At 40.1% G+C, this 23,625-nt stretch carries 21 protein-coding genes; 6 read left to right on the top strand and 15 right to left on the bottom strand.

Features of this window, described 5'->3' with window-relative positions; genetic code table 11:
* Positions 1-580: 580 nt before the first annotated feature.
* From dxs to xseB, 3 genes are all read right to left on the bottom strand, one after another.
* Complete coding sequence (dxs, locus tag PR834_RS10345; RefSeq protein WP_272536632.1) at positions 581-2,446, bottom strand: 1-deoxy-D-xylulose-5-phosphate synthase; 1,866 nt, start codon at positions 2,444-2,446, stop codon at positions 581-583.
* 252 nt (positions 2,447-2,698) lie between these two features.
* Positions 2,699-3,616 carry a (2E,6E)-farnesyl diphosphate synthase gene (gene ispA / locus PR834_RS10340; RefSeq protein WP_004905476.1) on the bottom strand — a complete coding sequence of 306 codons (918 nt, stop codon included), beginning with the start codon at positions 3,614-3,616 and terminating at the stop codon, positions 2,699-2,701.
* A gap of 3 nt (positions 3,617-3,619) precedes the next feature.
* Positions 3,620-3,871 (bottom strand): exodeoxyribonuclease VII small subunit, encoded by a 252-nt coding sequence (xseB, locus tag PR834_RS10335; protein WP_004914571.1) that lies wholly within the window; start codon positions 3,869-3,871, stop codon positions 3,620-3,622.
* A gap of 220 nt (positions 3,872-4,091) precedes the next feature.
* Here xseB and thiI point away from each other — a divergent pair, with 220 nt between their 5' ends.
* Positions 4,092-5,543: a tRNA uracil 4-sulfurtransferase ThiI gene (gene thiI / locus PR834_RS10330; RefSeq protein ID WP_196725276.1), complete on the top strand. Its 1,452-nt coding sequence runs from the start codon at positions 4,092-4,094 to the stop codon at positions 5,541-5,543.
* A 70-nt stretch (positions 5,544-5,613) separates the two neighbouring features.
* Here the strand turns inward: thiI and PR834_RS10325 are convergent, their stop codons facing one another.
* The 3 genes from PR834_RS10325 to panE form a co-directional block, all read right to left on the bottom strand.
* On the bottom strand, positions 5,614-5,757 hold the full coding sequence (locus PR834_RS10325) for a Hok/Gef family protein (protein WP_004905468.1): 144 nt from the start codon (positions 5,755-5,757) through the stop codon (positions 5,614-5,616).
* Between the two features lie 704 nt (positions 5,758-6,461).
* Positions 6,462-7,055 (bottom strand): protein deglycase YajL, encoded by a 594-nt coding sequence (gene yajL, locus PR834_RS10320; protein WP_110592394.1) that lies wholly within the window; start codon positions 7,053-7,055, stop codon positions 6,462-6,464.
* On the bottom strand, positions 7,015-7,929 hold the full coding sequence (panE, locus tag PR834_RS10315) for a 2-dehydropantoate 2-reductase (RefSeq protein ID WP_004905466.1): 915 nt from the start codon (positions 7,927-7,929) through the stop codon (positions 7,015-7,017). Before panE ends, yajL begins: the two co-directional genes overlap by 41 nt.
* A gap of 187 nt (positions 7,930-8,116) precedes the next feature.
* Here panE and PR834_RS10310 point away from each other — a divergent pair, with 187 nt between their 5' ends.
* A complete protein-coding gene (locus PR834_RS10310; RefSeq protein ID WP_004905465.1) occupies positions 8,117-8,608 on the top strand; it encodes a YajQ family cyclic di-GMP-binding protein in 492 nt (163 codons plus the stop codon).
* Between the two features lie 46 nt (positions 8,609-8,654).
* On the opposite strand, the gene PR834_RS10305 is transcribed toward PR834_RS10310, so the two are convergent.
* From PR834_RS10305 to PR834_RS10265, 9 genes are all read right to left on the bottom strand, one after another.
* Positions 8,655-10,016 carry an MFS transporter gene (locus tag PR834_RS10305; RefSeq protein ID WP_110592393.1) on the bottom strand — a complete coding sequence of 454 codons (1,362 nt, stop codon included), beginning with the start codon at positions 10,014-10,016 and terminating at the stop codon, positions 8,655-8,657.
* Between the two features lie 312 nt (positions 10,017-10,328).
* Positions 10,329-11,216: a heme o synthase gene (gene cyoE / locus PR834_RS10300; RefSeq protein WP_004905461.1), complete on the bottom strand. Its 888-nt coding sequence runs from the start codon at positions 11,214-11,216 to the stop codon at positions 10,329-10,331.
* 12 nt (positions 11,217-11,228) lie between these two features.
* Complete coding sequence (locus PR834_RS10295) at positions 11,229-11,561, bottom strand: cytochrome o ubiquinol oxidase subunit IV (RefSeq protein WP_272536631.1); 333 nt, start codon at positions 11,559-11,561, stop codon at positions 11,229-11,231.
* Positions 11,562-12,176: a cytochrome o ubiquinol oxidase subunit III gene (locus PR834_RS10290; protein ID WP_004905456.1), complete on the bottom strand. Its 615-nt coding sequence runs from the start codon at positions 12,174-12,176 to the stop codon at positions 11,562-11,564. It lies immediately after the preceding gene.
* A complete protein-coding gene (cyoB, locus tag PR834_RS10285) occupies positions 12,166-14,157 on the bottom strand; it encodes a cytochrome o ubiquinol oxidase subunit I (RefSeq protein WP_036958554.1) in 1,992 nt (663 codons plus the stop codon). Before cyoB ends, PR834_RS10290 begins: the two co-directional genes overlap by 11 nt.
* A 4-nt stretch (positions 14,158-14,161) precedes the next feature.
* Positions 14,162-15,133, bottom strand: a complete 972-nt coding sequence (cyoA, locus tag PR834_RS10280) for a cytochrome o ubiquinol oxidase subunit II (protein ID WP_004905454.1) — start codon at positions 15,131-15,133, stop codon at positions 14,162-14,164.
* A gap of 428 nt (positions 15,134-15,561) precedes the next feature.
* A complete protein-coding gene (locus PR834_RS10275; protein ID WP_094962140.1) occupies positions 15,562-16,332 on the bottom strand; it encodes a nucleoside-specific channel-forming Tsx family protein in 771 nt (256 codons plus the stop codon).
* A gap of 272 nt (positions 16,333-16,604) precedes the next feature.
* Positions 16,605-18,107, bottom strand: a complete 1,503-nt coding sequence (gene ampG, locus PR834_RS10270; RefSeq protein WP_272536630.1) for a muropeptide MFS transporter AmpG — start codon at positions 18,105-18,107, stop codon at positions 16,605-16,607.
* Between the two features lie 130 nt (positions 18,108-18,237).
* Entirely contained in the window at positions 18,238-18,819 is a 582-nt protein-coding gene (locus tag PR834_RS10265) for a YajG family lipoprotein (protein ID WP_036958553.1), read from the bottom strand.
* A 257-nt stretch (positions 18,820-19,076) separates the two neighbouring features.
* Here PR834_RS10265 and bolA point away from each other — a divergent pair, with 257 nt between their 5' ends.
* The 4 genes from bolA (at position 19,077) to clpX (ending at position 23,623) form a co-directional block, all read left to right on the top strand.
* Positions 19,077-19,415, top strand: coding sequence for a transcriptional regulator BolA (bolA, locus tag PR834_RS10260; protein ID WP_110592392.1), 339 nt, complete (start codon positions 19,077-19,079; stop codon positions 19,413-19,415).
* Between the two features lie 352 nt (positions 19,416-19,767).
* Positions 19,768-21,072, top strand: coding sequence for a trigger factor (tig, locus tag PR834_RS10255; protein WP_004905445.1), 1,305 nt, complete (start codon positions 19,768-19,770; stop codon positions 21,070-21,072).
* Positions 21,073-21,610: 538 nt separating this feature from the next.
* Positions 21,611-22,231: an ATP-dependent Clp endopeptidase proteolytic subunit ClpP gene (gene clpP, locus PR834_RS10250; protein ID WP_004905443.1), complete on the top strand. Its 621-nt coding sequence runs from the start codon at positions 21,611-21,613 to the stop codon at positions 22,229-22,231.
* Between the two features lie 114 nt (positions 22,232-22,345).
* The gene (gene clpX, locus PR834_RS10245) at positions 22,346-23,623 is read left to right on the top strand and encodes an ATP-dependent protease ATP-binding subunit ClpX (RefSeq protein WP_094962144.1); all 1,278 of its coding nucleotides are present in this window, start codon (positions 22,346-22,348) and stop codon (positions 23,621-23,623) included.
* Positions 23,624-23,625 lie beyond the last annotated feature (2 nt).

The following is a 23,625-nucleotide window of genomic DNA, read 5'->3' as shown; positions in this document are numbered from 1 at the left end:
TCTATTTATTAAAATCGACTAAATAAAAATAAACTATATGAAAATTGTAGTTGGAATAGCGTTTATTTGTTTCCTGGTTTGTTAATTAAGAAAACAAAATAATTACTTATTAATTTCTGGTTAAAATTGTTAAAATAATATATTCGTTATAAAAATAAATTATCATTTCTTACATATAAAAAATAATATTTCATAATAATATGTGACGAATATAATTCAGAGACTAAATTACGCTGTCATACAGTGACAAAGTTCATATTAATAGATTTTAAAATAATTTGCATGCCTTTATTGTGAAAATTTACATTCAAGATAAAAGCTTTGTTTGTATTCTTATTTCAGGTAAATAGCTGAATATCGTTGTAGATAAACTGATTATATTTGGTTTTATATTTTATTTTAATGATCTTGAAATATAATAAAAATGTGACATAGGTGATTTTTTAAAATGAACATTAGTGAGTCAGTAATAATAGGGAGCTAAACACTTTTTTAGCGTATTAAGAAAAGAAATAAGAGTGATTGGCTTTGTGATTGAATAGGGCACTGTATTGTTAATGCAATGCCCTGAAGATAATAACTATTTTGCTAAATAGTTATTAATAGAATTAACAATACCTGTGGAATCTAAGCCCAATTCAGCAATAAGTTCCTCTTGGGTACCCTGAGAAATAAAATAGTCAGGTAAACCAAGGTTTAAGATTGGAATGATTTTTTTCTCATGCATTAGGAACTCATTCACACCGCTACCAGCACCACCCATGATGGCATTTTCTTCGAGAGTGACCAGTACATCATGGGTATTGGCCATTTCAAGGAGCAGAGCTTCGTCTAAAGGCTTCACAAAACGCATATCTACAACAGTTGCATTGAGTTGTTCAGCAGCAATTAATGCGTGGCTTAATAATGTGCCAAAACATAAGATAGCGACTTTTTCACCTTGGCGACGAATAATACCTTTACCAATAGGCAGTGGTGATAACGGCTGTAATTCAGCGCCTGTTCCTGTACCTCGAGGGTAACGAACCGCACATGGGCCATCTTGGTAATGGTAGCCAGTATGCAGCATTTGGCGGCACTCATTTTCATCACTTGGAGCCATAATAACCATGGTTGGTATACAGCGCAGGAATGAAATATCAAAAGAACCTTGGTGAGTTTGTCCATCAGCCCCAACAATGCCTGCCCGGTCAATTGCAAACATGACAGGTACCTTTTGGATAGCCACATCATGAATGACTTGGTCATAACCGCGTTGCAAGAAAGTGGAATAGATAGCAACGATAGGCTTATAGCCACCAATGGCGAGGCCTGCCGCAAAGGTGACAGCATGTTGCTCCGCGATCGCGACATCGAAGTATTGCTCTGGGAATTCTTTAGAAAACCGAACCATACCAGACCCTTCACGCATCGCAGGGGTGATAGCCATCAGCTTGCTATCGTCTTTGGCCTCTTCACACAGCCAATCCCCAAAGATTTTAGAGAATGTTGGCCCCGTCTCTTTGCTTTTAGGTAAAGTGAAGGTACTTGGGTCAAATTTAGGAACAGCATGCCAGCTAATAGGGTCTTTTTCTGCTGGCTCATAACCCCGGCCTTTCTTGGTCATGATATGTAAAAATTGCGGGCCTTTTAAATCACGCATATTTTTTAACGTTTGAACTAAGGCAACAACATCATGGCCGTCAACAGGGCCAATATAGTTAAAACCTAATTCTTCAAACATGGTCCCCGGTACGACCATGCCTTTAATGTGTTCTTCTGTCTTTTTCAGTAGCTCTTTAATAGGCGGCATGTTAGAAAAAACTTTTTTTCCACCTTCACGCAATGTTGTGTAGAGCTTTCCAGAAAGCAAGTGAGCTAAGTGGTTGTTTAGTGCGCCAACATTTTCTGAAATAGACATTTCGTTATCATTTAAGATAACCAACATGTCAGGTGCAGCATCCCCAGCATGGTTCATCGCCTCAAATGCCATTCCTGCGGTAATGGCGCCATCACCAATCACACAAACCGTTTTACGGTTTTGTTTTTCTTTTTCTGCGGCAATGGCCATGCCTAAACCGGCACTAATGGATGTTGAGGAATGGCCAACGCTTAAAATGTCATATTCACTTTCTTCACGCCATGGAAAGGGATGTAAACCATTTTTTTGACGAATGGTATCAATACGGTCACGGCGCCCCGTTAATATTTTATGTGGGTAGGCTTGGTGGCCGACATCCCACACAAGGTTATCAAACGGCGTTTTATAGACATAATGTAGTGCGACGGTGAGCTCAACAGCGCCAAGACCAGAAGCAAAGTGACCGCTAGAGCGACCTACGCTACTCAGTAAAAATTGTCTGAGTTCATCACAAAGCTTGGGCAAACTCTCTTTAGGCAACAGACGAAGCTCATCTGGTGTCTCTGCCAAGGCTAGCGTTGGATATTTAGCGATATCAATACTCATTAGTTGCTCACTTATAATTAATAAAAAACCCAACTTACTTAGCCATAACAAAATGACTATTTTCAGTATTTAGCTGCATAAAGCCTCTATGTGCTGTTGGGTTGCCTTCGTTTATCGTCTGCCTATAACTCTCGAGTGATTAAGAAGTCATCCATCTATTTTGTTGTGTTATAGGAATGATTCGAAGATACATTAGGGTAATAAATTGCCGTAATTATCGATCTTCTTGTAGCCAAAAGGCAAAGCATATTGTCAGCTTTTACGTTCAATAATGAAATTAGCTAAAGCGCTTAACATTTCTATATTATATCCATGGGACTGGAGTGTCTCTAAAGCATCTATTGCATCATGATATAGCTCACGTGCTTTTTTCTGCGCCGCTTCAAGCCCTAATAGCGATGGATAGGTACTTTTTTCATGTTCGGCATCAGTTCCTTGGCGTTTACCCGTGACTTCACTATCACCGATAACATCTAGGATATCGTCCTGTACTTGAAAGGCAAGACCGATGGATTGTGCATATTTATCTAAAACAGGTAACAATTGTTGACCTTTTTCACCTGCTGCAAAAGCACCAAGACGGATTGCAGCACGAATCAATGCCCCTGTTTTATGTTGATGAATGCGCTCGAGAGATTCAAGGTCAACTTGCTTCCCTTCTGCATCTAAATCAAGTGCTTGTCCGCCACACATACCTGCTAAGCCACTTGCGTATGATAACTCTGCAATCATCGCTATGCGGTCTTTGTCTGTTACATCTGGCATTGGTGCAGATGACAGCAATTGGAAAGCCAATGTTTGCAATGCATCTCCAGCAAGCACCGCATTGCCTTCACCGTATTTAATATGGCAAGTCGGTTGGCCACGACGTAAATCATCATCATCCATTGCAGGTAAATCATCATGGATTAATGAATAAGCATGAATACATTCGACTGCAGCAGCAGGGGCATCAAGGTTTTCTTGGCTAACACCAAACATCGAGCCGATGGCATAAGTTAAAAATGGACGTAAGCGTTTTCCACCTAATAATGTGCCATAGCGCATAGCTTGCGCTAGAGGGAGGTTTGCAAACGGCAGCGCATTTAAGGCATCTAATAGGTATTGATTGACTCTGTCGTAAGCTTGCTTTTGTTGCTGCGTAAAGCTATCTAAATGTTGTTCAGACATAATTTATTCTGTATCAGGTGAAAAATCGGCTAGAGGTTTATTTTCGTCATCGCTTAGCAAAATTTGTACACGTTGCTCTGCTTGCTGTAATACTTTTTGACCTTGTTTAGCAATTTGAACACCACGTTCAAACTCATTAAGGGCATCTTCTAAGGGAAGTTCACCGGATTCTAGGCGAGCGACGATCTGTTCTAGCTCTTGAAGTGAGTTTTCAAAACTAACAGTCGGAACTTGCTGAGTTTTTTCTTTAGCCATAGTCTTTAGCCACTAATGTGAAATCAGTTAATTCGAGGGATTTTAAATATTCAGCAGACTAACGCAGTCTTGCTACGGTTACAATTTATTATTGGGGTTTTTAGATTCAACCCGCAAGATAGTGTTATAATACGCCTCTTTATTGACAATTGGTAACGTGTCATGTGTCTCTGTTAAGGCACATTCGTTTGCCCCCAACCACCATGAACATGCAGCTATTATGAAGTTTATCATTAAGTTATTCCCAGAAATTACCATTAAAAGCCAAACTGTTAGGCTACGTTTCATTAAAATTTTGACCAGTAATATCCGTAACGTGCTTAAACCACTTGGCGAAGAGATTTCGGTTGTCCGTAATTGGGATAACATTGAAGTGCGTGTGAAGGGGGAAACAAAACACGATGAAATTTGTGACATGCTAGGGCGTATCCCAGGTATTCACCATATTCTCGAAGTGGAAGAAAAACCGTTTACCAATTTGCATCATATTTACGAAATGACACACGAAGCCTATGGCGAGTCATTAGAAAATAAAACATTCTGTGTGCGGGTGAAACGTCGTGGTAAACATGAGTTTTCATCCATCGATGCTGAACGCTATATCGGTGGTGGGTTAAACCAGCACATTGCATCTGCAAAAGTTAAGCTTAAAGACCCTGACACCACGATTCACTTAGAAATCGAAGATGATAAACTTATCTTAGTTAAAGCACGTATTGAAGGCATTGGTGGTTTCCCTATAGGGACCCAAGAGGATGTGTTGTCACTCATTTCCGGTGGTTTTGATTCAGGTGTCTCGAGCTATATGCTGATGCGTCGTGGCTGTCGTGTTCACTATTGCTTCTTTAATTTAGGCGGAGCTGCACATGAAATTGGTGTGAAGCAAATCGCACATTATTTGTGGAACCGTTTTGGTAGCTCCCATAAAGTCCGTTTTATTGCTGTAAATTTTGAGCCAGTTGTGGCTGAAATTTTAGAAAAAGTGGATGATGGCCAAATGGGCGTTGTGCTCAAACGTATGATGGTAAGAGCGGCATCTAAAGTTGCTGAGCGTTATGGCGTGCAGGCGATTGTCACAGGTGAAGCGTTAGGGCAGGTATCAAGCCAGACTTTAACAAACTTGCGTTTAATTGATAATGCTTCTGATACTCTCGTATTAAGGCCGCTAATTTCCCATGATAAAGAACATATTATTAAGTTAGCTCGCCAAATTGGTACTGAAGATTTCGCAAAAACCATGCCTGAATATTGTGGTGTAATCTCAAAAAGCCCAACAGTTAAAGCGGTGAAAGCGCGGATTGAAGCGGAAGAGGCCAATTTTGATTTTGGTATTTTAGAGTCTGTTGTTGAGCAAGCTCAAAATATAGATATTCGACAAATTGCACAAGAAAGTCTTGAAAAAGTTCCTGAAATTGAAATGGTGAGTGAGCTTTCAATTGAAAATGAAGTGATTTTAGATATTCGTTCAATTGATGAATTCGAAGACAAACCACTGAATGTAGATGGAATGGAAATTAAGCACATTCCATTCTATAAGTTGAGTACGCAATTTGGTGACTTACCAAAAGATAAAACCTATTTATTATATTGTGACCGTGGGGTAATGAGCCGCTTGCAAGCGCTATACCTAAAAGAACAAGGTTATGAAAATATAAAGGTTTATCGCCCATAACTTAAAACAGGGTGCTTGTATCACCAACTCACGATCAGAGAGAAATGTGGGGGAAATTTCCCCCACAAGACTAGTTATCGCAGGATAACGTAGCTTGAACCAGCGTGTTTCCGCTGCTGATACTGAAAGAGCACAGTCTTTCTTGCATCAATAACGAAAAACACAATACCGTCAGACACACGGTAACTAGCCCCAGAAGGGCAATTTTGGCCATTCCTCTTGACTCCTTTTCTAAAAGGAGACAGAATCCAATTGTGTGAGTTGGAGACTGCCTCGGATTAAGATTAACATCTAAATTCGGGGCTTTCGTCTTTTTGGCTCTCACTAATGCTTGAACCAAATGATCCAAGCACCCGCGGCAATCATAGCAAAAAATCACTCTAAACAAATGTTTTTATCGTTCATTATTGAAAATAAAATATTTAAATTCAGTTGGTTATAATGGTTTCGATATCATTGATATTAATATGATTACTGATGCAACTGAAATAGAAATGACAAAGTGAGCTGAATAAAAATAAGTAGAGAATAAAAACAGGGTGCTTGTATCACCAACTCACAATCAGAGAGAAATGTGGGGGAAATTTCCCCCACAAGACTAGTTATCGCAGGATAACGTAGCTTGAACCAGCGTGTTTCCGCTGCTGATGCTAAAAGAGCATAGCCTTTCTTGCATCATCTAAAAGGAGACAGAATCAAATTGTTGTGTGTTTGAGACTGCCTCGGATTAAGATTAACATCTAAATTCGGGGCTTTCGTCTTTTTGGCTCTCACAAATGCTTGAACCAAAATGATCCAAGCACCCGCGGCAATCATAGCAAAAAAGTACTCTAAACACAGATTTTTTTACTATTTAATTTTTATTATTCAATAAGTTAAGTTGTATTTCTAATTCGTTTTTTATAATGAGTTTTATATTTAATCTTCTAAATAATCGTTAATACCATTAGGTAAAACGAGTTGAGCGGCAACTTGGGCCGCAGTCTTTCGGCCTACCAATAATTCAATTAACTTTAATGCAAAGTCAAAAGAAGTGGCGGGCCCTTGGCTAGTTAATAGATTGACACGTTCATCAAAGTAAACTCGGCGATCGACCCATTTATGAGCTGCGATTTTATCTTTCATTGATGGAAAACAGGTCATATTACCTAGTGGAAACAATTGGTGATATTCAAGTACAAGCGCTGGTGCTGCACAAATAGCTGCTACGATTTTACCATCAAGATGCATACGGCGAACTTTTTCAACCACCAGTGGGCTATCGCGGAACGTTTCTGCTCCCGCCATACCACCAGGCAGCACAATGGCATCAAAAGGTTCATCAGCGACTTTAATCAACGGAGTATCGGCAATAATTTTTAGGCCTCGTGAGGCTGTAATGGTTAAAGAGCCATCTTCAGTCACACTCGCTAAGGTCACATCGATACCTGCTCTAACTAATAAATCAGCAGTAATAGTAAATTCAATTTCTTCACTCCCATGAGCGATGCAAACTAGAGCGGAAGTCGTCATATTGTTGTTCTCTATTTTTGACTAAATGATAAAGGCGATCGTTTTCAGGTGTACTGATCCCATGAGCTCGTGCTTGTTTGATTAAAAAGCCAGTGATGTAATCAATCTCTGTACGGCGATTATTTCGCATATCTTGTAACATAGAGGAATAGTTATCAGCGGTATTATTGATAATGCCGTAAATATACTCAGTCAGTTCTGCTTTATCCGTATGCAGCCCTTCTGCCGCCATAACATGACATATTTCATCAATGATCTGAGATATCTGTATGGAATGTTGGATTAATTCACCATTTTTACAGGTATGTTCGACGGTAAGGGGGTTAATGACACAGTTCACAATCAATTTACGCCAGCAAGTGGTTAAAATATTATTATGCCAAGCCACATCAGGTAAGGCTTCATGCAAGATATCTGCTATTGGGTAGTAAGCTTGTGCTTGGGAATTGATAGCGCCGATATGTGTGATGCCATTTGCGACATGAAATACTTGGTTATTTTCTTGCCAAGCCGCATGGGTTGTGACGCCCGCTAAGATAGGATGACGTAAAGGCGCCAGCTCTTCAATCGTTCCCATGCCATTATGCAGTAATAGAATAGGCGTATTTTCTGGGATAGTATTAATCAAAGGTAATAAAGCGTCAGAAACTTGCCATGCTTTTAAACAAACAATGATCAACTCACTGGTTTGCAAGTGGTTAATATTATTACAAGGAATCAGCTCTCGGAAACTACGCCCATCAGGTTCATTAACATCGACGAATAAATCAGACTGTGCAACACGTAGCCAACCTTGTATGTCATGCCCTTGTATTGCAAGTGAAGCAAGCCACAGTTTACCTATCGCACCACAACCAATTAGAGTTATTTTCATTGTTTCCCCTTTGAAAATGGGACTTTAACGTCTTATAAGGTAAGGCGGAAGTGATCTCTTATCATTATAACCTTTTACGATACGAAGTTGTAGTTAACGAAGTATCACAGACCCTGATAACTTGAAGTGATGTGAATAAAAACGTTATCATGCGCACAGTCTAAAAATTATCAGTGAGGTTCTAGCTATGCCATCATTTGACATTGTATCTGAAGTGGAAATGAATGAAGTACGTAATGCGGTGGAAAATGCGCAGCGTGAGTTAACCAGCCGTTGGGATTTTAAAAATGTCGAAGCTAGTTTTGAGCTAAATGACAAAAATGAATCAGTTAAAATCACTAGTGAGTCTGATTTCCAAGTACTCCAGTTAGTTGATATCTTAAGAGAAAAAATGGCAAAACGCGGTATTGATGGTGCTGTATTGAATGTGCCAGAAGATATTGTTCATAGTGGAAAAACCTATAGCGTTGAAGTTACGTTCAAGCAAGGTATTGATGCTGCAACTGCTAAAAAAATCGTTAAATTAATTAAAGACAGTAAACTGAAAGTTCAAGCACAAGTTCAAGGTGACCAAGTACGTGTGACGGGCAAAGCCCGTGATGATTTACAATCGGTTATGGCATTAGTACGTGGCGGGAACTTAGGCCAACCTTTTCAATTTAATAACTTCCGCGATTAGTTATTTTTCAAGTGTTCGTTTAAAGCCCGCGATAGCGGGCTAATTTTTACTGATTTATTAATGCTTCAAGTTGTTCTCGATTGATGATTTTTCTATCAACTTTAACATAAGCACTAAATTCCTCGTCAACGACAAGCGCTTCCATCACCCCTTCTTGAGCTTGTAATTTTTTCTCAAGAGCTCTTGTATCTCCAATATGGTTGGGTAATTCAATACGAATACTGCTGACATAAGGAGGCTGCTGCATTGTCAGGCTAATGATAAACCAGATAATGGTCAAAATTAAACCACCAATAAAAACGGTACTAGCTCCTTCAAAACTGTATAACCACCCACCAACAATACCCCCGATGGCAACGCCTAAAAACTGGCTAGTGGAGTAAACGCCCATGGCAGTTCCTTTATAGCCCGCAGGTGCCTCTTTGCTTATGAGTGACGGTAAAATGGCTTCCATGATATTGAAAGCGATAAAAAACAGTTGAATACCTAAGAAAATCACCCATAAGTGACTACCAGAAAACCATAAGGTAATTTCGGCCAATGCTAAAACGGCAATACAGAATAAGAAGACTTGTTTCATTTTGCGGTATTTTTCCGCATAAATAATGAACGGAAGTACGGTGACAAAAGCAATTAACATCGTGACTAAATAGGCTTTCCAATGGTCTTTTGCTAAAAAGCCGGAGTCAGTCATGATAAGAGGCAGAGCAACAAAACTGGACATCAGTAGGGTATGTAAACTGAGGATCCCTATATTTAATTTGAGTAATTGGGGGTGCATTAAAACCGCTTTTAAATTACCTTGCACAAATGCAGACTCACGATTTAAGACATGAGTATTAGTATTAGGAACAACAAAAACAGTCACTGCAATAGCACCAACTGCAAGTAGCGCTATCCCCCAAAATAAGCCACTTAAACCAACCCAATTAGCGATAATTGGGCCAAGTACGAGGGCGATAGCAAAAGTTAAACCGAAACTAATACCTAAAAATGCCATGGCTTTAGTGCGATTTTGCTCTCGAGTTAGGTCAGAAAGTAATGCCATGACGGCAGCAGAAATTGCTCCGGCGCCTTGTAAAGCCCGCCCAATAATAATTCCCCAAATAGAATCGCTTAGTGCTGCAACGATACTTCCGATAATAAAAATAACTAACCCAATAATAATTAAAGGTTTCCTACCAATCTTATCTGACATTAAACCAAAAGGGATTTGAAAAACGGCTTGGCTAAGGCCATAGATACCAATAGCAACACCCACTAAGAACTCGCTAGCACCTTGTAAATGCATCCCATAGCTGGTCAAAATAGGTAATACCATAAACATTCCAAGCATTCGCAAGGAGAAAACGGAGCCTAATCCCCAAGTGGATCTAAGCTCTGCGGATGTCATTTTGTTATCATTCATTTTTATTCTTCATATTTCGTGCTGTAGCGGTGTTGACTTCTCTCAGCTAGTTAGGTCACACATTAATAAATACAACAAGTTGAATAAATACGTATATGTTGTGGCAATATGTTTTTAATCTCAACCTATTAGCATTTTTAATAGTGCATTTGATATCTAGCTTATCAATAGCAAGCGGCTATTTAACCATAAAATAGATTCATAAGGATAGGCAGAATAAGTAAAAGTGAGTTGTAAAAGCAGTTAGAGACAAATAAAAACGGCGGGGAAGGCCCGCCGTTTAGACATCGTTATCATCAGTAAACAGATAAGTTATCTGACGAGAGCTATAACAGTATCGCTTGAAACGATAGGGTCAACTGACATCATTACGCTCAATGAAGTAATCGCTACGATTGAGAAAATGAACAGTTTTCTTGCCCAGACCCGGTCGTCATTTTCGGTTTTGAAGCCCGAAATTGCCATACCTAGCCACCATAAGCTGACTGCTGCACCTACGATGAGGTACTTATAGCCCGCGTATCCACTGATAGCTAACATTAATGTTGCGACCATAAACGCTAGGATATACAGGAAGATGTGCGTTTTCGCGACGGAAATTCCTTTAATAACCGGTAACACAGGAATGTTTGCGGCTTTGTAATCCTTAAAGCGGAAGATAGCAATGGCATAAGAATGAGGCATTTGCCACAAACTGAATATCAATAATAGGATAAGTGCACCCATATCGAATTCATTTGTAACAGCGCAGTAACCGATAACTGGTGGTGCCGCGCCTGAAAGACTGCCAATCAGTGTGCCATAAACGGATTTACGTTTCATATATAGGCTATAAATACCTACATAAACAATGAAACCGATAACTGCAAGCAGCATTGCCAGAGCATTGGCTGCTACAAGTAGCAGCACCATACCAGCAATACCTAATGCAGCAGCGTAAATCAGGCTAACTTTCGGATCAATCAACCCTTTAACTAAAGGGCGATTCTTCGTTCTTTCCATGATACGGTCGATATCACGGTCGATGTAGTTGTTAAAAACACAACCAGAAGCCACGACCAGTGATACACCCAGCAAAGTCGCAACGAACAGTGGGTAATCAATTGACCCTTTTGAAGCCAATAAAAAACCACCGATCACAGAAATCAAGTTTCCGAATATAATTCCTGGTTTGGTCACTTGCAGGTATTGCTTAAACATATCGGCAACTCTTTAGTCGAGCATCATATTGATGTTCAGGTTGTACATAATCCACAGTGAGCCAATGACCACAATGCCAACAATAAGCATGGTGAACAGGAAGGCAACTAAATTCCAGCGCTCATCTGATGATGTATTCATATGTAAGAAACAAACTAAATGAACCAGAATTTGCACAACAGCCATGCCCACAACAGTCCAAAGGATTGTTGAAGTTGACGCTGTACCTTCCATCACCATCCAGAAAGGGATCACTGTTAGGATAACTGATAGGATAAAGCCAATCAGGTATGTTTTAACGCTACCGTGGCTTGCTCCAGTGTGAGCATCTTTTGCATGACTCATTTAAATAGCCCCCAGAAGATAAACAACGGTAAATACACAAATCCACACAACGTCTAAGAAGTGCCAGAACAAACTTAGGCAGTTTAAACGTGTTTTGTTGACATCAGTCAGGCCACGGCGAGTGACTTGGATCATCATGATAATAATCCAGATCAGGCCCGCAGTTACGTGTAGACCGTGAGTCGCAACGAGTGCGAAGAAGCCAGATAAGAAACCGCTACGGTCAGGACCAAAGCCTTCTGCAATCAATTCATGGAACTCATAGATTTCCATAATGACGAAGCCAAGACCTAACAGGAACGTTGCAAACAGCCATAAGTTAACAGCAGCTATCTTACCTTTGTGCATCGCTATCATTGCGAAGCCGTAAGTGATACTACTCACTAACAGTAAGAAGGTTTCGCCTAATACGAACTTCAGACTGAAGATATCTTTACCAGCAGGACCGCCAGCAGTTCCATCGGCCAAAACAACATAGGTCGCAAACAAACAAGCAAACAGAATCAAGTCGCTCATGATATAGAGCCAGAAACCGAATACTTTTGTTCCACCTGCATCGTGGTGCCCATGCTCAGCATGGGCGATATTTTGGTTAGTCATTGTATTAGTTGACATCGTTCACACCTGCCTTACGCAATTCTTCAAAGTGCTTATTCTCGATTTCTTCGATTTCAGCCACAGGTACGTAGTAATCAACATCTTCGTCGAAGCTTTTTGCAATCCAAGTTACGATCATTCCACCGAAACCAATGATTGCGAGCCACCAGATGTGCCAGATCATAGCGAAACCTAAAACTAAGCTAAATGCAGCGATAATAACGCCTGCGCCTGTGTTTTTCGGCATATGAATTTCTTCATATGAAGTTGGTTTCTTATGAGCAAGGCCTTTCTCTTTCAGATCCCACCATGCATCGCGGGTTTGAACGTGTGGTTCAATCGCAAAGTTATAGAAAGGTGGTGGAGAAGATGTCGCCCACTCAAGTGTACGTCCACCCCATGGGTCACCGGTTAAATCACGGTTTTCATGACGGTCACGGATACTCACAATGATTTGGATAACTTGGCATGCAATACCGATTGCGATTAACGCAGCACCGCCTGCAGCAACAACTAACATTGTGTGGTAAGTCGGGTCAATATTCTGACTTAAACGACGGGTCATACCCATAAAGCCAAGAATGTACAGTGGCATAAAGGCTAAGAAGAAACCGATGATCCAGAACCAGAAGGCACGAACACCCCATTTCTCATTTAGCGTGAAGCCATACGCTTTCGGGAACCAGTAAGTCATACCCGCGAAGCACCCGAATACAACACCACCAATGATAACGTTATGGAAGTGAGCAATCAGGAATAGACTGTTATGCAGAACGAAGTTTGCACCTGGAACAGCAAGCAGAACACCAGTCATACCACCAACAGAGAAGGTGATGATGAAACCGATAGTCCACAGCATAGGTGATTTAAACTCGATACGACCTTGGTACATGGTAAACAACCAGTTGAAGATCTTAACCCCTGTAGGGATTGCGATAATCATTGTGGCGATACCGAAGAAGGCGTTAACGTTCGCTCCTGAACCCATCGTAAAGAAGTGGTGCAACCAAACGATGAAGGACATAACGGTAATAACGATTGTCGCCCAAACTAATGAGGTATAACCGAATAAACGTTTCTTCGAGAAGGTTGCTGCAACTTCAGAGAATACACCGAACACTGGCAGAACAAGGATATACACCTCAGGGTGACCCCATGCCCAAATCAGGTTGATGTACATCATCATGTTGCCGCCCATATCATTAGTGAAGAAATGGGTACCTAAATAACGGTCTAACGTCAGAAGCGTTAATGTAACAGTTAAGATAGGGAAAGCAGCAACAATCAATACGTTAGTACATAACGCAGCCCAGCTGAATACAGGCATTTTCATCATCGACATACCCGGCGTACGCATACGGATAATAGTCGCGATAAAGTTAACCCCTGTTAATAGTGTACCAATACCGGATATCTGGAGACTCCAGAGCCAGTAATCGACCCCGACCCCAGGGTTGTACTCCAAGCCGGATAATGGCGGATAAGCCAACCAACCAGTCTGTGCGAATTCACCTACCCCTAGAGAGATGTTGATTAACACAACACCAACAACAAAGAACCAGAAGCTCAATGAGTTAAGGAATGGGAACGCAACATCACGTGCACCAATTTGCAGAGGCACAACTAAGTTCATCAGACCAACAACGAATGGAGTTGCCATGAAGAAAATCATGATAACGCCGTGTGCGGTGAAGATTTGGTCATAGTGATGAGGATTCAAGAAACCCTCTTGGCCAGCAGAAGCAAGAACTTGCTGCCCACGCATCATGATAGCATCCGCGAAACCACGGAATAACATAACCATTGCGACAATGATGTACATGACACCAATTTTCTTATGGTCAACAGAGGTTAACCATTCTTTCCACAACCACTTCCATTTACCAAAGTAAGAAATCACACCTACTAAGCCAAGTCCACCTAGGACAATAGCAATCAGGGTGACAACGATAATCGGCTCATGGAGCGGAATTGCATCTAGTGTTAATTTTCCGAACATGCCCTTATTCCTCAGCGCCAGCAGCATGAGCACTATGGCTCATTTGCATTGAATTGCCTGTAGCATCGTTATGGTCAGTCATTGAATGACTTTGATTTTCTACAGGAGCGTGACCTTTATGGTGCTCATGACCAAACTTCAGAACGATATCTTCATAAAGTTTAGGCTTCACGCTAGAGAAGTAGGTAACAGGAACGTTCATGCTTGGCTTAGCGACTTCGTCGAATGCCTGCATGGTATCCATTGTTTTAGGAGAAGCTTTTACCTTTTGTACCCACTCATCAAAACCTTGACGGTCTGGAGTTGCAATAGCATTGAACTTCATATCAGAGAAGCCATGGCCACTGTAACTTGCTGAGAAGCCTTTGTAGGTACCTGGTTCATTAGCGATTAAATGAAGTTTAGTTTGCATACCTGCCATCGCGTAGATTTGGCCACCTAAAGATGGAATGAAGAATGAGTTCATCACCGAATCTGACGTGATTTTGAAGTTAACTGGCACACCTGTAGGGAATGCGATTTCATTAACTGTTGCAATGCCTTGCTCTGGATAAATAAATATCCATTTCCAGTCAGCAGAAATAACTTCAATAGTGACAGGTTCCTGATCACTCACTAATGGCTGATACGGGTCCAGCTCATGTGTCGTCTTCCAAGTGATAGCACCTAGAATAATGATAATGATGATAGGAACGGTCCAGCAGACTAACTCAATTTTATTTGAGTGAGCCCAATTAGGACGGTAGGTTGCTGACGTGTTGGATTCACGGTATTTTCTTGCGAAGATAATCGTCATGAAAATAACAGGAATAACAACAAGTAGCATTAAGCCAATTGCAATAAGAATTAGCTCTTTTTGTTTAACGCCAACGGCGCCTTTTGGATCCATCAACACCATATCGCAACCACCTAGTAGTAAGGCAGCTACAACGAGTGAGATTGCTCCGATGCTTTTTTTGTAGTTCATAAGTCTCATCCACGACCCCAAATGACAAAGATTCTAATTGTCGTTTCATCAGTGCGGGCATTTTACGGTAAGGTTATGCGAGTGTAAATGATTGTAAGGCAAAGAAACTGAATTGTTAGCTCTTTATGTTAATATGATCACATGTAAAGAACTTATAAACAAAAAGTTAAAATTGATACGGATTATAAGTATGTATTGATAAAACTCTATTAATACTAAATTATCTTGGTAATTTTTCAAAGAAAAATATATACAAAAGAAATGAAAAAATAGTGAAACTGATATAAATGATTAGCAATTTGCTAAGGGAAATTACAGTTTTTATTGCCGATAAAGCTATTTTGGTTGCTTTATCGGCTAAATCATAAAGAAAAATTCTTATTTTACTGATAAAAATAAGAAAATAGTTAACTTCTGATGCAATGTTCTATAGTGCGCTAAAAGGTATACTTTAATGTATAAATGATTGCATCTTGGTAGAAAGTATCTCCTAATTTATTATCAGCATAGCGGTATTGTACCCCTGCAGAAACATGGTTTGTTGCATTCCACCAAAAAGCGAGGGCGCCATTTATGCCATTACGCTTATCCCCGTTATAGCGTTTATTCCTCGCGAATTCCATTTCATGCCAGTTTGTTATCATGAAATTTTCTTCGAATACGCTGAAATTATAGCCAGCCACCCAACCTGCTACATATCCATTATTACCTGAATAGAATGTCTGGTCGGTGTAATTAAGAGCAATAAAAGGTTTAAACCATAAATCACCGAATGCAGTGTTATAACCAATACCATATAACGTATTCACATCGTGGAAATTACCACCATACTTGGCTCCAGGTAATGACCAAGTGCCATAAACGTGCCCGTATAGGTTGAAACCAGTATCACCTAAATAAAAGCGGCCTGTTGTTTTAATGGTATAGCGTTTATTTCGTCCTGAATCGGTGTGTTGGCTATGAAATGGGTTTTCGAGATCAAAAAAGCCATATAACTCACCCCAATTAAAATTGGCACCACCTTCAAGCTCAATATAGGCAAAATCTTTCTTACGTGTCGTGTTTTCTGTTTTGGTTTCAGTACGATGTGACCAATCTAAATAGTTTACATTGACATCAGCAAAGCCATTTTTATAGCCAATAATATTGTCAGAATATGCCGTACCTGCTAGAGAAATTAAGGCGGTCATGTAAATGATTTTTTTCATATATAGATTATTTTCACTTATTGATTAATGGAATTTAGTAGTGCGTTAGTTATTAACACTTTAGCTAACCAATTTGTAACTTGTGATATATTAGACTTGAAAATTGTAATTAAGAAATATTTTACACGCATGAAGTGATCGCAATCACGATATTTAGATGTTATTGCTTTGTTTTGCTATTTAGATCTAATTTATACAAAAGATCAAATTCCCTAAACAAATAAGCTTTGCTTAGGGAATTATGAAAAGAATGAGAAAGAGTATTGGGAGGGTTATTGCTGTACTGTTTTGCGAACGGCGAGGAAATCTAAACTACCACCAATAACTAAGCTGATAGCACCAATGCTAATACCAGTATTAAAAATAAGGTTTTGGTAGTGGGGTAAACTCAGCCAAAATTCAATGTGTGTCGTAAACAGATAAACTTTCATATCACTAAATGAAAATATAAGTAATGAAAGTAGCCAAATAGCAAGGAAGCTAACGGCAGTAATAAGAGCATAAACGGCAATGCGATACCCTTTCGCATACAGCTGACGCCGTTGAAACAACCCTGTTGTTTGTGTGTAGATTAAGGATGTCCGACAAGCTAATAAAAGCAAAACACCAGGGACTGCAACTGCGATCGAAATAAGGTAGAACAGTGGCCAGCCATAATTACTGACAAAAATACTTGCGACTGGGCCAATATAAACACGACCAACGGCGGAAAGAGCAGAAAGAAGTGCAAACTGCGTTGCGGATAGCGACTTATTACATAGTGTCATTAATAGGGCGACAAAAGCGGCGGTTCCCATACCAGAGAAGATATTTTCTAGAAAGATAATCGACCCCATGGTTAAGATATGGGGCGGTGTTATCGCTAAGAACCAATAGCCTATATTAGAGCCGCCTTGTAGAAGCCCAAAAATAAATAGAGCTTTAAATAAGCTCATATTTTTCATGAGATAACCACCAAGTAACGCTCCAACAATAGTTGCAGCCATACCAACAGTTTTATTGACGGTACCCACTTCGCTTAAACTAAAACCAAGAGCATTTAATAGAAAGTTAGTATTAAGCGCCATGACAAAGGCATCACCGAGCTTGTAAAAAACTAACAGTAGTAAGATTAGCCAAGCATTGTTTCGGCTAAAGAATTCAGCGAGTGGTTCGTATATTGCTTTTTTTAGTGATGCTGGTGCAGCGCAGCTTTCTTCGGGTTCTTTCGCGAGTAATGTTGCGATAACGCCGATAATCATCAGCCCTGCCATGACTAAATATAGTTGTTTCCACGTTAAAAACTTATCCGCTAACCAAAGAGCAAGGCCGCCTGAAACTAACATGCTGATCCGGTAACCCATAACTGAGGTTGCAGCACCAATTCCGCGTTCTTCCGCACTCAGTAAATCAGTTTTATAGGCATCAAAAACAATGTCTTGTGATGCTGAACAAAATGCAACAGTAACCGCCAGCGCAGCAAGGTACCACAAATGCTCTGAGGGGTTCATAAAGCCCATAGCGGCAATGCTGATAATCAACAGAATTTGCGTGGTTAATAGCCATCCTCTTCGACGACCAAGAAAGGGCGGAGTATAGCGGTCCATCATTGGGGACCAAAGAAATTTCAACACATAAGCCTGTCCGACTAATGAAAAGAAACCAATAGTTTTAATATCGACATTTTCAACAGTTAGCCAAGCTTGTAATGTACCTGCAGTTAAAGCTAAAGGTAGACCAGAAACAAAGCCTAAAAGGATTAAAGTGATGTTATTTGGTAGAGTAAAACGAGGCATTATTTCCCTCTAAGCCAGTGTGATATTGCTGCAATACATTGCGCTGCAGAGGTATTGGCTGCGCTATGCTACCCAAGCTCAATCAGTGAGAGCTTAGGTAGCTTAATACTTAATGATAATGATTGCTCAGTTAATAGCGTGAATTTTGTCTGATAAAATCGGTGATTTCTTGGTCTGTTGCCATATCTGCAATTAAATCAGTGAGTGCGCTATTGATAGCTGTTGCTATCTTGTCATTATTGGCTGCTAATAACTCTTGTGTATTAAAATTGCGGGTAAATGAACGTGTTTTTGTCGAACCATTTGGGGCTGTTGCAATAATACTCACACTGGAGTTTACGGTAATATTATGGCGCAAGCTGCCTTCACTGACTTTGGTATCGAGTTTATTCAATTGAACGACTAGATTCACATTTGCTGGTGATGTCACCATAAAGCCACGTGCAGCCATTTGTTTTTCGACGGCTTCTTGCATCAGATAACGAGGATCGCGTGAAGGGTTCAGTACGACTAAACTGCCATTGCGGTTGACTTCCGCTAAGGATTTATTCGTACGATTGTCTACACTGCTAACACTGATTGAAGTTGCATTCAGTGTGGGGTTTTTTGCAGGTAAAGCTATCTTAGGCTCAAGTGATAATGTATTGCTGCTGGTTGCACAGCCCGCAAGAAGAAATAACCCTAAAAGTGGAAAACACAGTTTTCTTAACATAATTTTTTCCAGTTCATCTTTCCTAATTGAAAATGTTTCGTTATGGTGCGGGTAGCCGTCGTTCAATATAAAGCTTAGCGGCTTATTTATCCTGAACTATTAGACAACAATTTTTGAAAAAATTCGCATCAATGTGCCGCTATCATAACATTGGCAAGTTATTATCGGATATTTCTATAATAAGAAGATAGCAATAATCAACACGTACAATAAAAGATAATTGCCTCTGAGCATAATTTTTAATTAAGGAGCATTTTATGGTCGCTAATGCAGCTCAAAGTATGCAATCTCTCGTGAGCAAAAAATTACAAGCTGCTTTCGAACCTACACATTTGGAGGTAATTAATGAAAGCCACCAACACAATGTGTTACCGGGCTCTGAAAGCCATTTCAAAGTTATTTTAGTGAGTGATAAATTTGAAAATAAACGAATGCTTGCCCGCCACCGCGAAATTTATGCTATTTTAGCCAGCGAATTATCGGGAGGGATCCATGCCCTTGCTTTGCATACATATACGCAACAAGAGTGGAATGAGCTTGCTGACACTGCGTTAAAATCACCTGCTTGTCGTGGTGTCGGCGGTGTTAATCGGTAATTTTTCGTTTCAGTTAATACACTGAGACTATGCTGTACTTAATCAGCTATGCTCGATGATGAGCTTGGTGAATGTTTTTTCTTCAAATTAGGTGAAAAAACAAAAAATTTAGTCAGAAAAGTCACAAATAATGAGGAAAAAACGCTTCTTTTCTCAGCTTTTCTCGACTCAGGGCGCATGCATCGGTATAATGCTGCGTCTAATTTTCAGTAAGGTTTCGGGACGCTTCTGATATCAGGGATTGACCGTTACGAAAGTAACGCCCCCGGTTCTGGAAGGGAGACAGCCGTTATGATTTAATGGCATAACTCTGGAGTAGACCGATCACTAAGATTTATTTTGAGGTAAGAAGATGCAAGTTTCTGTTGAAACGACTCAAGGCCTTGGGCGTCGTGTAACAATCACCGTTCCTGCCACTGATATTGAAAAAGCAGTTAATAGCGAATTAGTTAGTGTTGCTAAAAAAGTACGTGTTGATGGTTTCCGTAAAGGGAAAGTACCAATGAACATCGTTAAACAGCGTTACGGCGCGTCTGTTATGCAAGACGTTCTGGGCGATGTAATGCAACGTAACTTCATCAACGCAATTATTGAACAAAAAATCAATCCAGCGGGTGCGCCTAGCTACAAACCTGAGCAACTCGAAGACGGTAAAGATTTTGTTTATTCAGTTGAATTCGAAGTTTACCCAGAAATCGAATTAACAGGTTTAGAAACGATTGAAGTTGAAAAACCAGCTGTATCTGTAAAAGATGAAGATCTGGAAAACATGTTAGAAACTCTGCGTAAGCAACAAGCGCAGTGGAAAGAAGTTGAAGCGGCAGCAGAAGCTGACTCTCGCATCACTATCAACTTTACCGGTTCTATCGATGGTGAAGAATTCGAAGGCGGAAAAGCAGAAGACTTCGCACTCGTTATGGGCGAAGGTCGTATGATCCCAGGCTTCGAAGAAGGTGTTGTTGGTCATAAAGCGGGTGAAGAATTCGATATCGAAGTTAACTTCCCAGAAGACTACCATGCTGAAAACCTGAAAGGTAAAGCGGCGAAATTTGCTATTGTTCTGAAGAAAGTAGAACAACGTGAACTGCCTGAATTCACTGAAGAATTCATCAAGCGTTTTGGTATCGCTGATGGTTCTTTAGATGGTCTGCGTGCAGAAGTACGTAAAAACATGGAGCGTGAGCTGAAAAATGCCGTGCGTAACCGTGTTAAAGCACAAGTTCTTGATGGCTTAATCAAAGCTAACGACATCGAAGTTCCAGCAGCAGTTGTTGATGGTGAAATTGATGTTTTGCGTCGTCAAGCGGCACAGCGTTTTGGTGGCGACGAAAAACAAGCGATGGAATTACCTCGTGAACTGTTTGAAGAACAAGCAAAACGTCGCGTAGTGATCGGTCTGCTGTTAGGCGAAGTGATCAACAAAAACGAACTGAAAGCTGACGAAGATCGCGTTAAAGCGCTGATCGAGGAAATGGCTTCTGCGTATGAAGATCCAGCTGAAGTTATCGAATACTACAGCAAAAATGAAGAGCTGATGAATAGCGTTCGTAACTTAGCTTTAGAAGAACAAGCTGTTGAAACTGTATTGGCTGTTGCTAAAGTGACAGAAAAAGAAACTAACTTCACTGAACTGATGAACCAAGTTCAAGCAGGTTAATTCTTTCTTGCTGTACAAAATAATGAAACCCGTGGTGTAATACTACGGGTTTTTTGTCAATTAAAGCCTTTAAATTATCACTTTAGCGAATTTAATTAGGATACCCTTGAAAAACACATTTAAACCCTAATTATATTATCTATACTTCAAGTAGTCTAAGTGGGGCTTTAATTGCAATTTGAACTATTTTGAATAGCTTAATATTGTAGAAATAGTGATATTAACCAATCGAGTTATTTCGTCATTTTTGAAAATCAAGTATGGTTTTCTAATGGTATAATTCCGTGTAACCCAATAGACTTGTGTTAAACTCTTTTACAGAGCGTCTTGTTTACTGCAGCATACTTAGCTGCATTTTCTTCTTATTTCGCCAGTTGCTTGGTTAAATATTAGCTAAACTAGAAAATAAGAGAATTGAAAGAGCCTGCAGACACAGGAATTTTTTAAAACCGTTGTTTGTGGCATGATCTCTGCTCAAAATAGCAGGCAGACAGCAAATTAGGCGCAAGCACCGGAACGTTTTTAATAGGAGATTTCGATGTCACATTTTGGCAGTCAGGAACAATTAGCATCTCAAATGGCCCTTGTGCCTATGGTCATAGAGCAAACTTCTCGTGGTGAGCGCTCGTATGATATTTACTCACGTCTATTAAAAGAACGTATTATCTTCCTGACTGGTCAAGTGGAAGACCATATGGCGAATTTAATCGTCGCTCAGATGTTATTCCTTGAAGCAGAAAACCCTGAAAAAGATATTCATTTGTATATTAATTCACCGGGTGGCGTTATTACCGCAGGAATGTCAATTTACGATACGATGCAGTTTATCAAGCCTGATGTAAGTACTATTTGTATGGGACAAGCTTGTTCCATGGGGGCTTTTTTATTGACGGCGGGTACCAAAGGTAAACGTTTCTGCTTACCAAATTCACGCGTGATGATCCACCAACCATTAGGGGGTTATCAAGGTCAAGCGTCAGATATCGAAATTCATGCTCAAGAAATTCTTAAAGTGAAATCTCGAATGAACGAGCTAATGGCTCTACATACTGGTAAATCCATTGAAGAAATTACTCGAGACACAGAGCGTGACCGCTTCTTATCTGCAAATGAAGCAAAAGAGTATGGTTTAGTCGACCAAATTTATAGTAGCCGTTAATGGGTTAACTTTTGGTATAATTAGTTCATACCATAAACTATTTTAAAGAAAATCGTTGTTTTGTTTTTTAATTGAATGAAAACAAAACAATATGGATAAAAGTGAGGTCAACTGATGACAGATAAACGCAAAGAGGGGACAGGAAAACTGCTTTACTGCTCTTTCTGCGGAAAAAGTCAGCATGAAGTTCGTAAGCTGATTGCCGGTCCGTCAGTCTATATTTGTGATGAATGCGTAGATTTATGTCTCGATATCATCCGTGAAGAAATAAAAGAACTTACGCCGCACCGCGAGCGTAGTGAGCTGCCTACGCCACATGAAATCCGACAGCATCTTGACGACTATGTCATCGGCCAAGAAAAAGCGAAGAAAGTCTTAGCGGTTGCTGTATATAACCATTACAAGCGCTTGCGTAATGGTGATAAAACCAGTGATGGCGTTGAATTAGGCAAAAGTAATATTTTGCTAATTGGCCCAACCGGTAGTGGTAAAACGCTTTTAGCTGAAACTTTAGCACGTTATTTGGATGTACCATTTACAATGGCTGATGCAACGACATTAACTGAAGCTGGTTATGTCGGTGAAGACGTTGAAAATATTATTCAAAAATTACTACAAAAGTGCGATTACGATGTTGAAAAAGCTCAGCGTGGTATCGTATATATTGATGAAATTGATAAAATTTCACGTAAATCAGATAACCCATCAATTACCCGTGACGTTTCTGGTGAAGGTGTGCAACAAGCCCTTCTGAAACTAATCGAGGGAACGGTTGCAGCAGTACCGCCACAAGGGGGACGTAAACACCCTCAGCAAGAGTTCTTGCAGGTTGATACTTCAAAGATCCTCTTTATTTGTGGTGGGGCATTTGCAGGGCTCGACAAAGTAATTGGCCAGCGTTTAAATACCCGTTCAGGTATCGGTTTTGCTGCCGAAGTGAAAGGTGAATCAGATAAAGCAACGGAAGGTGAGTTATTAACTCAGGCAGAGCCAGAAGATTTAATTAAATTTGGTTTAATTCCTGAATTTATTGGCCGTTTACCTGTTGTTGCAACATTAACTGAATTAAGTGAAGAAGCATTAATTCAGATTCTGCAAGAGCCTAAAAACGCTTTAACTAAACAATATCAAGCCTTATTTAGCCTTGAAAATACTGAACTCGAATTCCGTGAAGAAGCACTAAAAGCAATAGCTAAGAAAGCTATGGCACGTAAAACCGGAGCTCGTGGTTTACGCTCTATTGTTGAAGCTGCATTGTTAAATACGATGTATGACCTTCCTTCAATGAGTGATGTTGAAAAAGTTGTCGTTGATGAAAACGTCATTAACGAACAATCAGAACCGCTATTGATATATAGCAAACCTGATGCTCAAGCTTCTGGCGATAACTAATC

Source organism: Providencia sp. PROV182, from assembly GCF_028480325.1.
Taxonomy (GTDB): domain Bacteria; phylum Pseudomonadota; class Gammaproteobacteria; order Enterobacterales; family Enterobacteriaceae; genus Providencia; species Providencia hangzhouensis.
This window is presented reverse-complemented; position numbering and strand designations above follow the sequence as displayed.

Excerpts from the sequence above, each read along its gene's own strand:
- panE (WP_004905466.1), bottom strand. The coding sequence starts at position 7,929 with ATGAAAATAACTCTAATTGGTTGTGGTGCGATAGGTAAACTGTGGCTT.
- PR834_RS10295 (WP_272536631.1), bottom strand. The coding sequence starts at position 11,561 with ATGAGTCATGCAAAAGATGCTCACACTGGAGCAAGCCACGGTAGCGTT.
- thiI (WP_196725276.1), top strand. The coding sequence starts at position 4,092 with ATGAAGTTTATCATTAAGTTATTCCCAGAAATTACCATTAAAAGCCAA.
- PR834_RS10275 (WP_094962140.1), bottom strand. The coding sequence starts at position 16,332 with ATGAAAAAAATCATTTACATGACCGCCTTAATTTCTCTAGCAGGTACG.
- PR834_RS10325 (WP_004905468.1), bottom strand. The coding sequence starts at position 5,757 with ATGGCCAAAATTGCCCTTCTGGGGCTAGTTACCGTGTGTCTGACGGTA.
- PR834_RS10310 (WP_004905465.1), top strand. The coding sequence starts at position 8,117 with ATGCCATCATTTGACATTGTATCTGAAGTGGAAATGAATGAAGTACGT.
- PR834_RS10290 (WP_004905456.1), bottom strand. The coding sequence starts at position 12,176 with ATGTCAACTAATACAATGACTAACCAAAATATCGCCCATGCTGAGCAT.
- xseB (WP_004914571.1), bottom strand. The coding sequence starts at position 3,871 with ATGGCTAAAGAAAAAACTCAGCAAGTTCCGACTGTTAGTTTTGAAAAC.
- clpX (WP_094962144.1), top strand. The coding sequence starts at position 22,346 with ATGACAGATAAACGCAAAGAGGGGACAGGAAAACTGCTTTACTGCTCT.
- PR834_RS10305 (WP_110592393.1), bottom strand. The coding sequence starts at position 10,016 with ATGAATGATAACAAAATGACATCCGCAGAGCTTAGATCCACTTGGGGA.
- cyoA (WP_004905454.1), bottom strand. The coding sequence starts at position 15,133 with ATGAGACTTATGAACTACAAAAAAAGCATCGGAGCAATCTCACTCGTT.
- dxs (WP_272536632.1), bottom strand. The coding sequence starts at position 2,446 with ATGAGTATTGATATCGCTAAATATCCAACGCTAGCCTTGGCAGAGACA.
- PR834_RS10265 (WP_036958553.1), bottom strand. The coding sequence starts at position 18,819 with ATGTTAAGAAAACTGTGTTTTCCACTTTTAGGGTTATTTCTTCTTGCG.
- bolA (WP_110592392.1), top strand. The coding sequence starts at position 19,077 with ATGGTCGCTAATGCAGCTCAAAGTATGCAATCTCTCGTGAGCAAAAAA.
- tig (WP_004905445.1), top strand. The coding sequence starts at position 19,768 with ATGCAAGTTTCTGTTGAAACGACTCAAGGCCTTGGGCGTCGTGTAACA.
- ispA (WP_004905476.1), bottom strand. The coding sequence starts at position 3,616 with ATGTCTGAACAACATTTAGATAGCTTTACGCAGCAACAAAAGCAAGCT.
- clpP (WP_004905443.1), top strand. The coding sequence starts at position 21,611 with ATGTCACATTTTGGCAGTCAGGAACAATTAGCATCTCAAATGGCCCTT.
- cyoE (WP_004905461.1), bottom strand. The coding sequence starts at position 11,216 with ATGTTTAAGCAATACCTGCAAGTGACCAAACCAGGAATTATATTCGGA.
- cyoB (WP_036958554.1), bottom strand. The coding sequence starts at position 14,157 with ATGTTCGGAAAATTAACACTAGATGCAATTCCGCTCCATGAGCCGATT.
- ampG (WP_272536630.1), bottom strand. The coding sequence starts at position 18,107 with ATGCCTCGTTTTACTCTACCAAATAACATCACTTTAATCCTTTTAGGC.
- yajL (WP_110592394.1), bottom strand. The coding sequence starts at position 7,055 with ATGACGACTTCCGCTCTAGTTTGCATCGCTCATGGGAGTGAAGAAATT.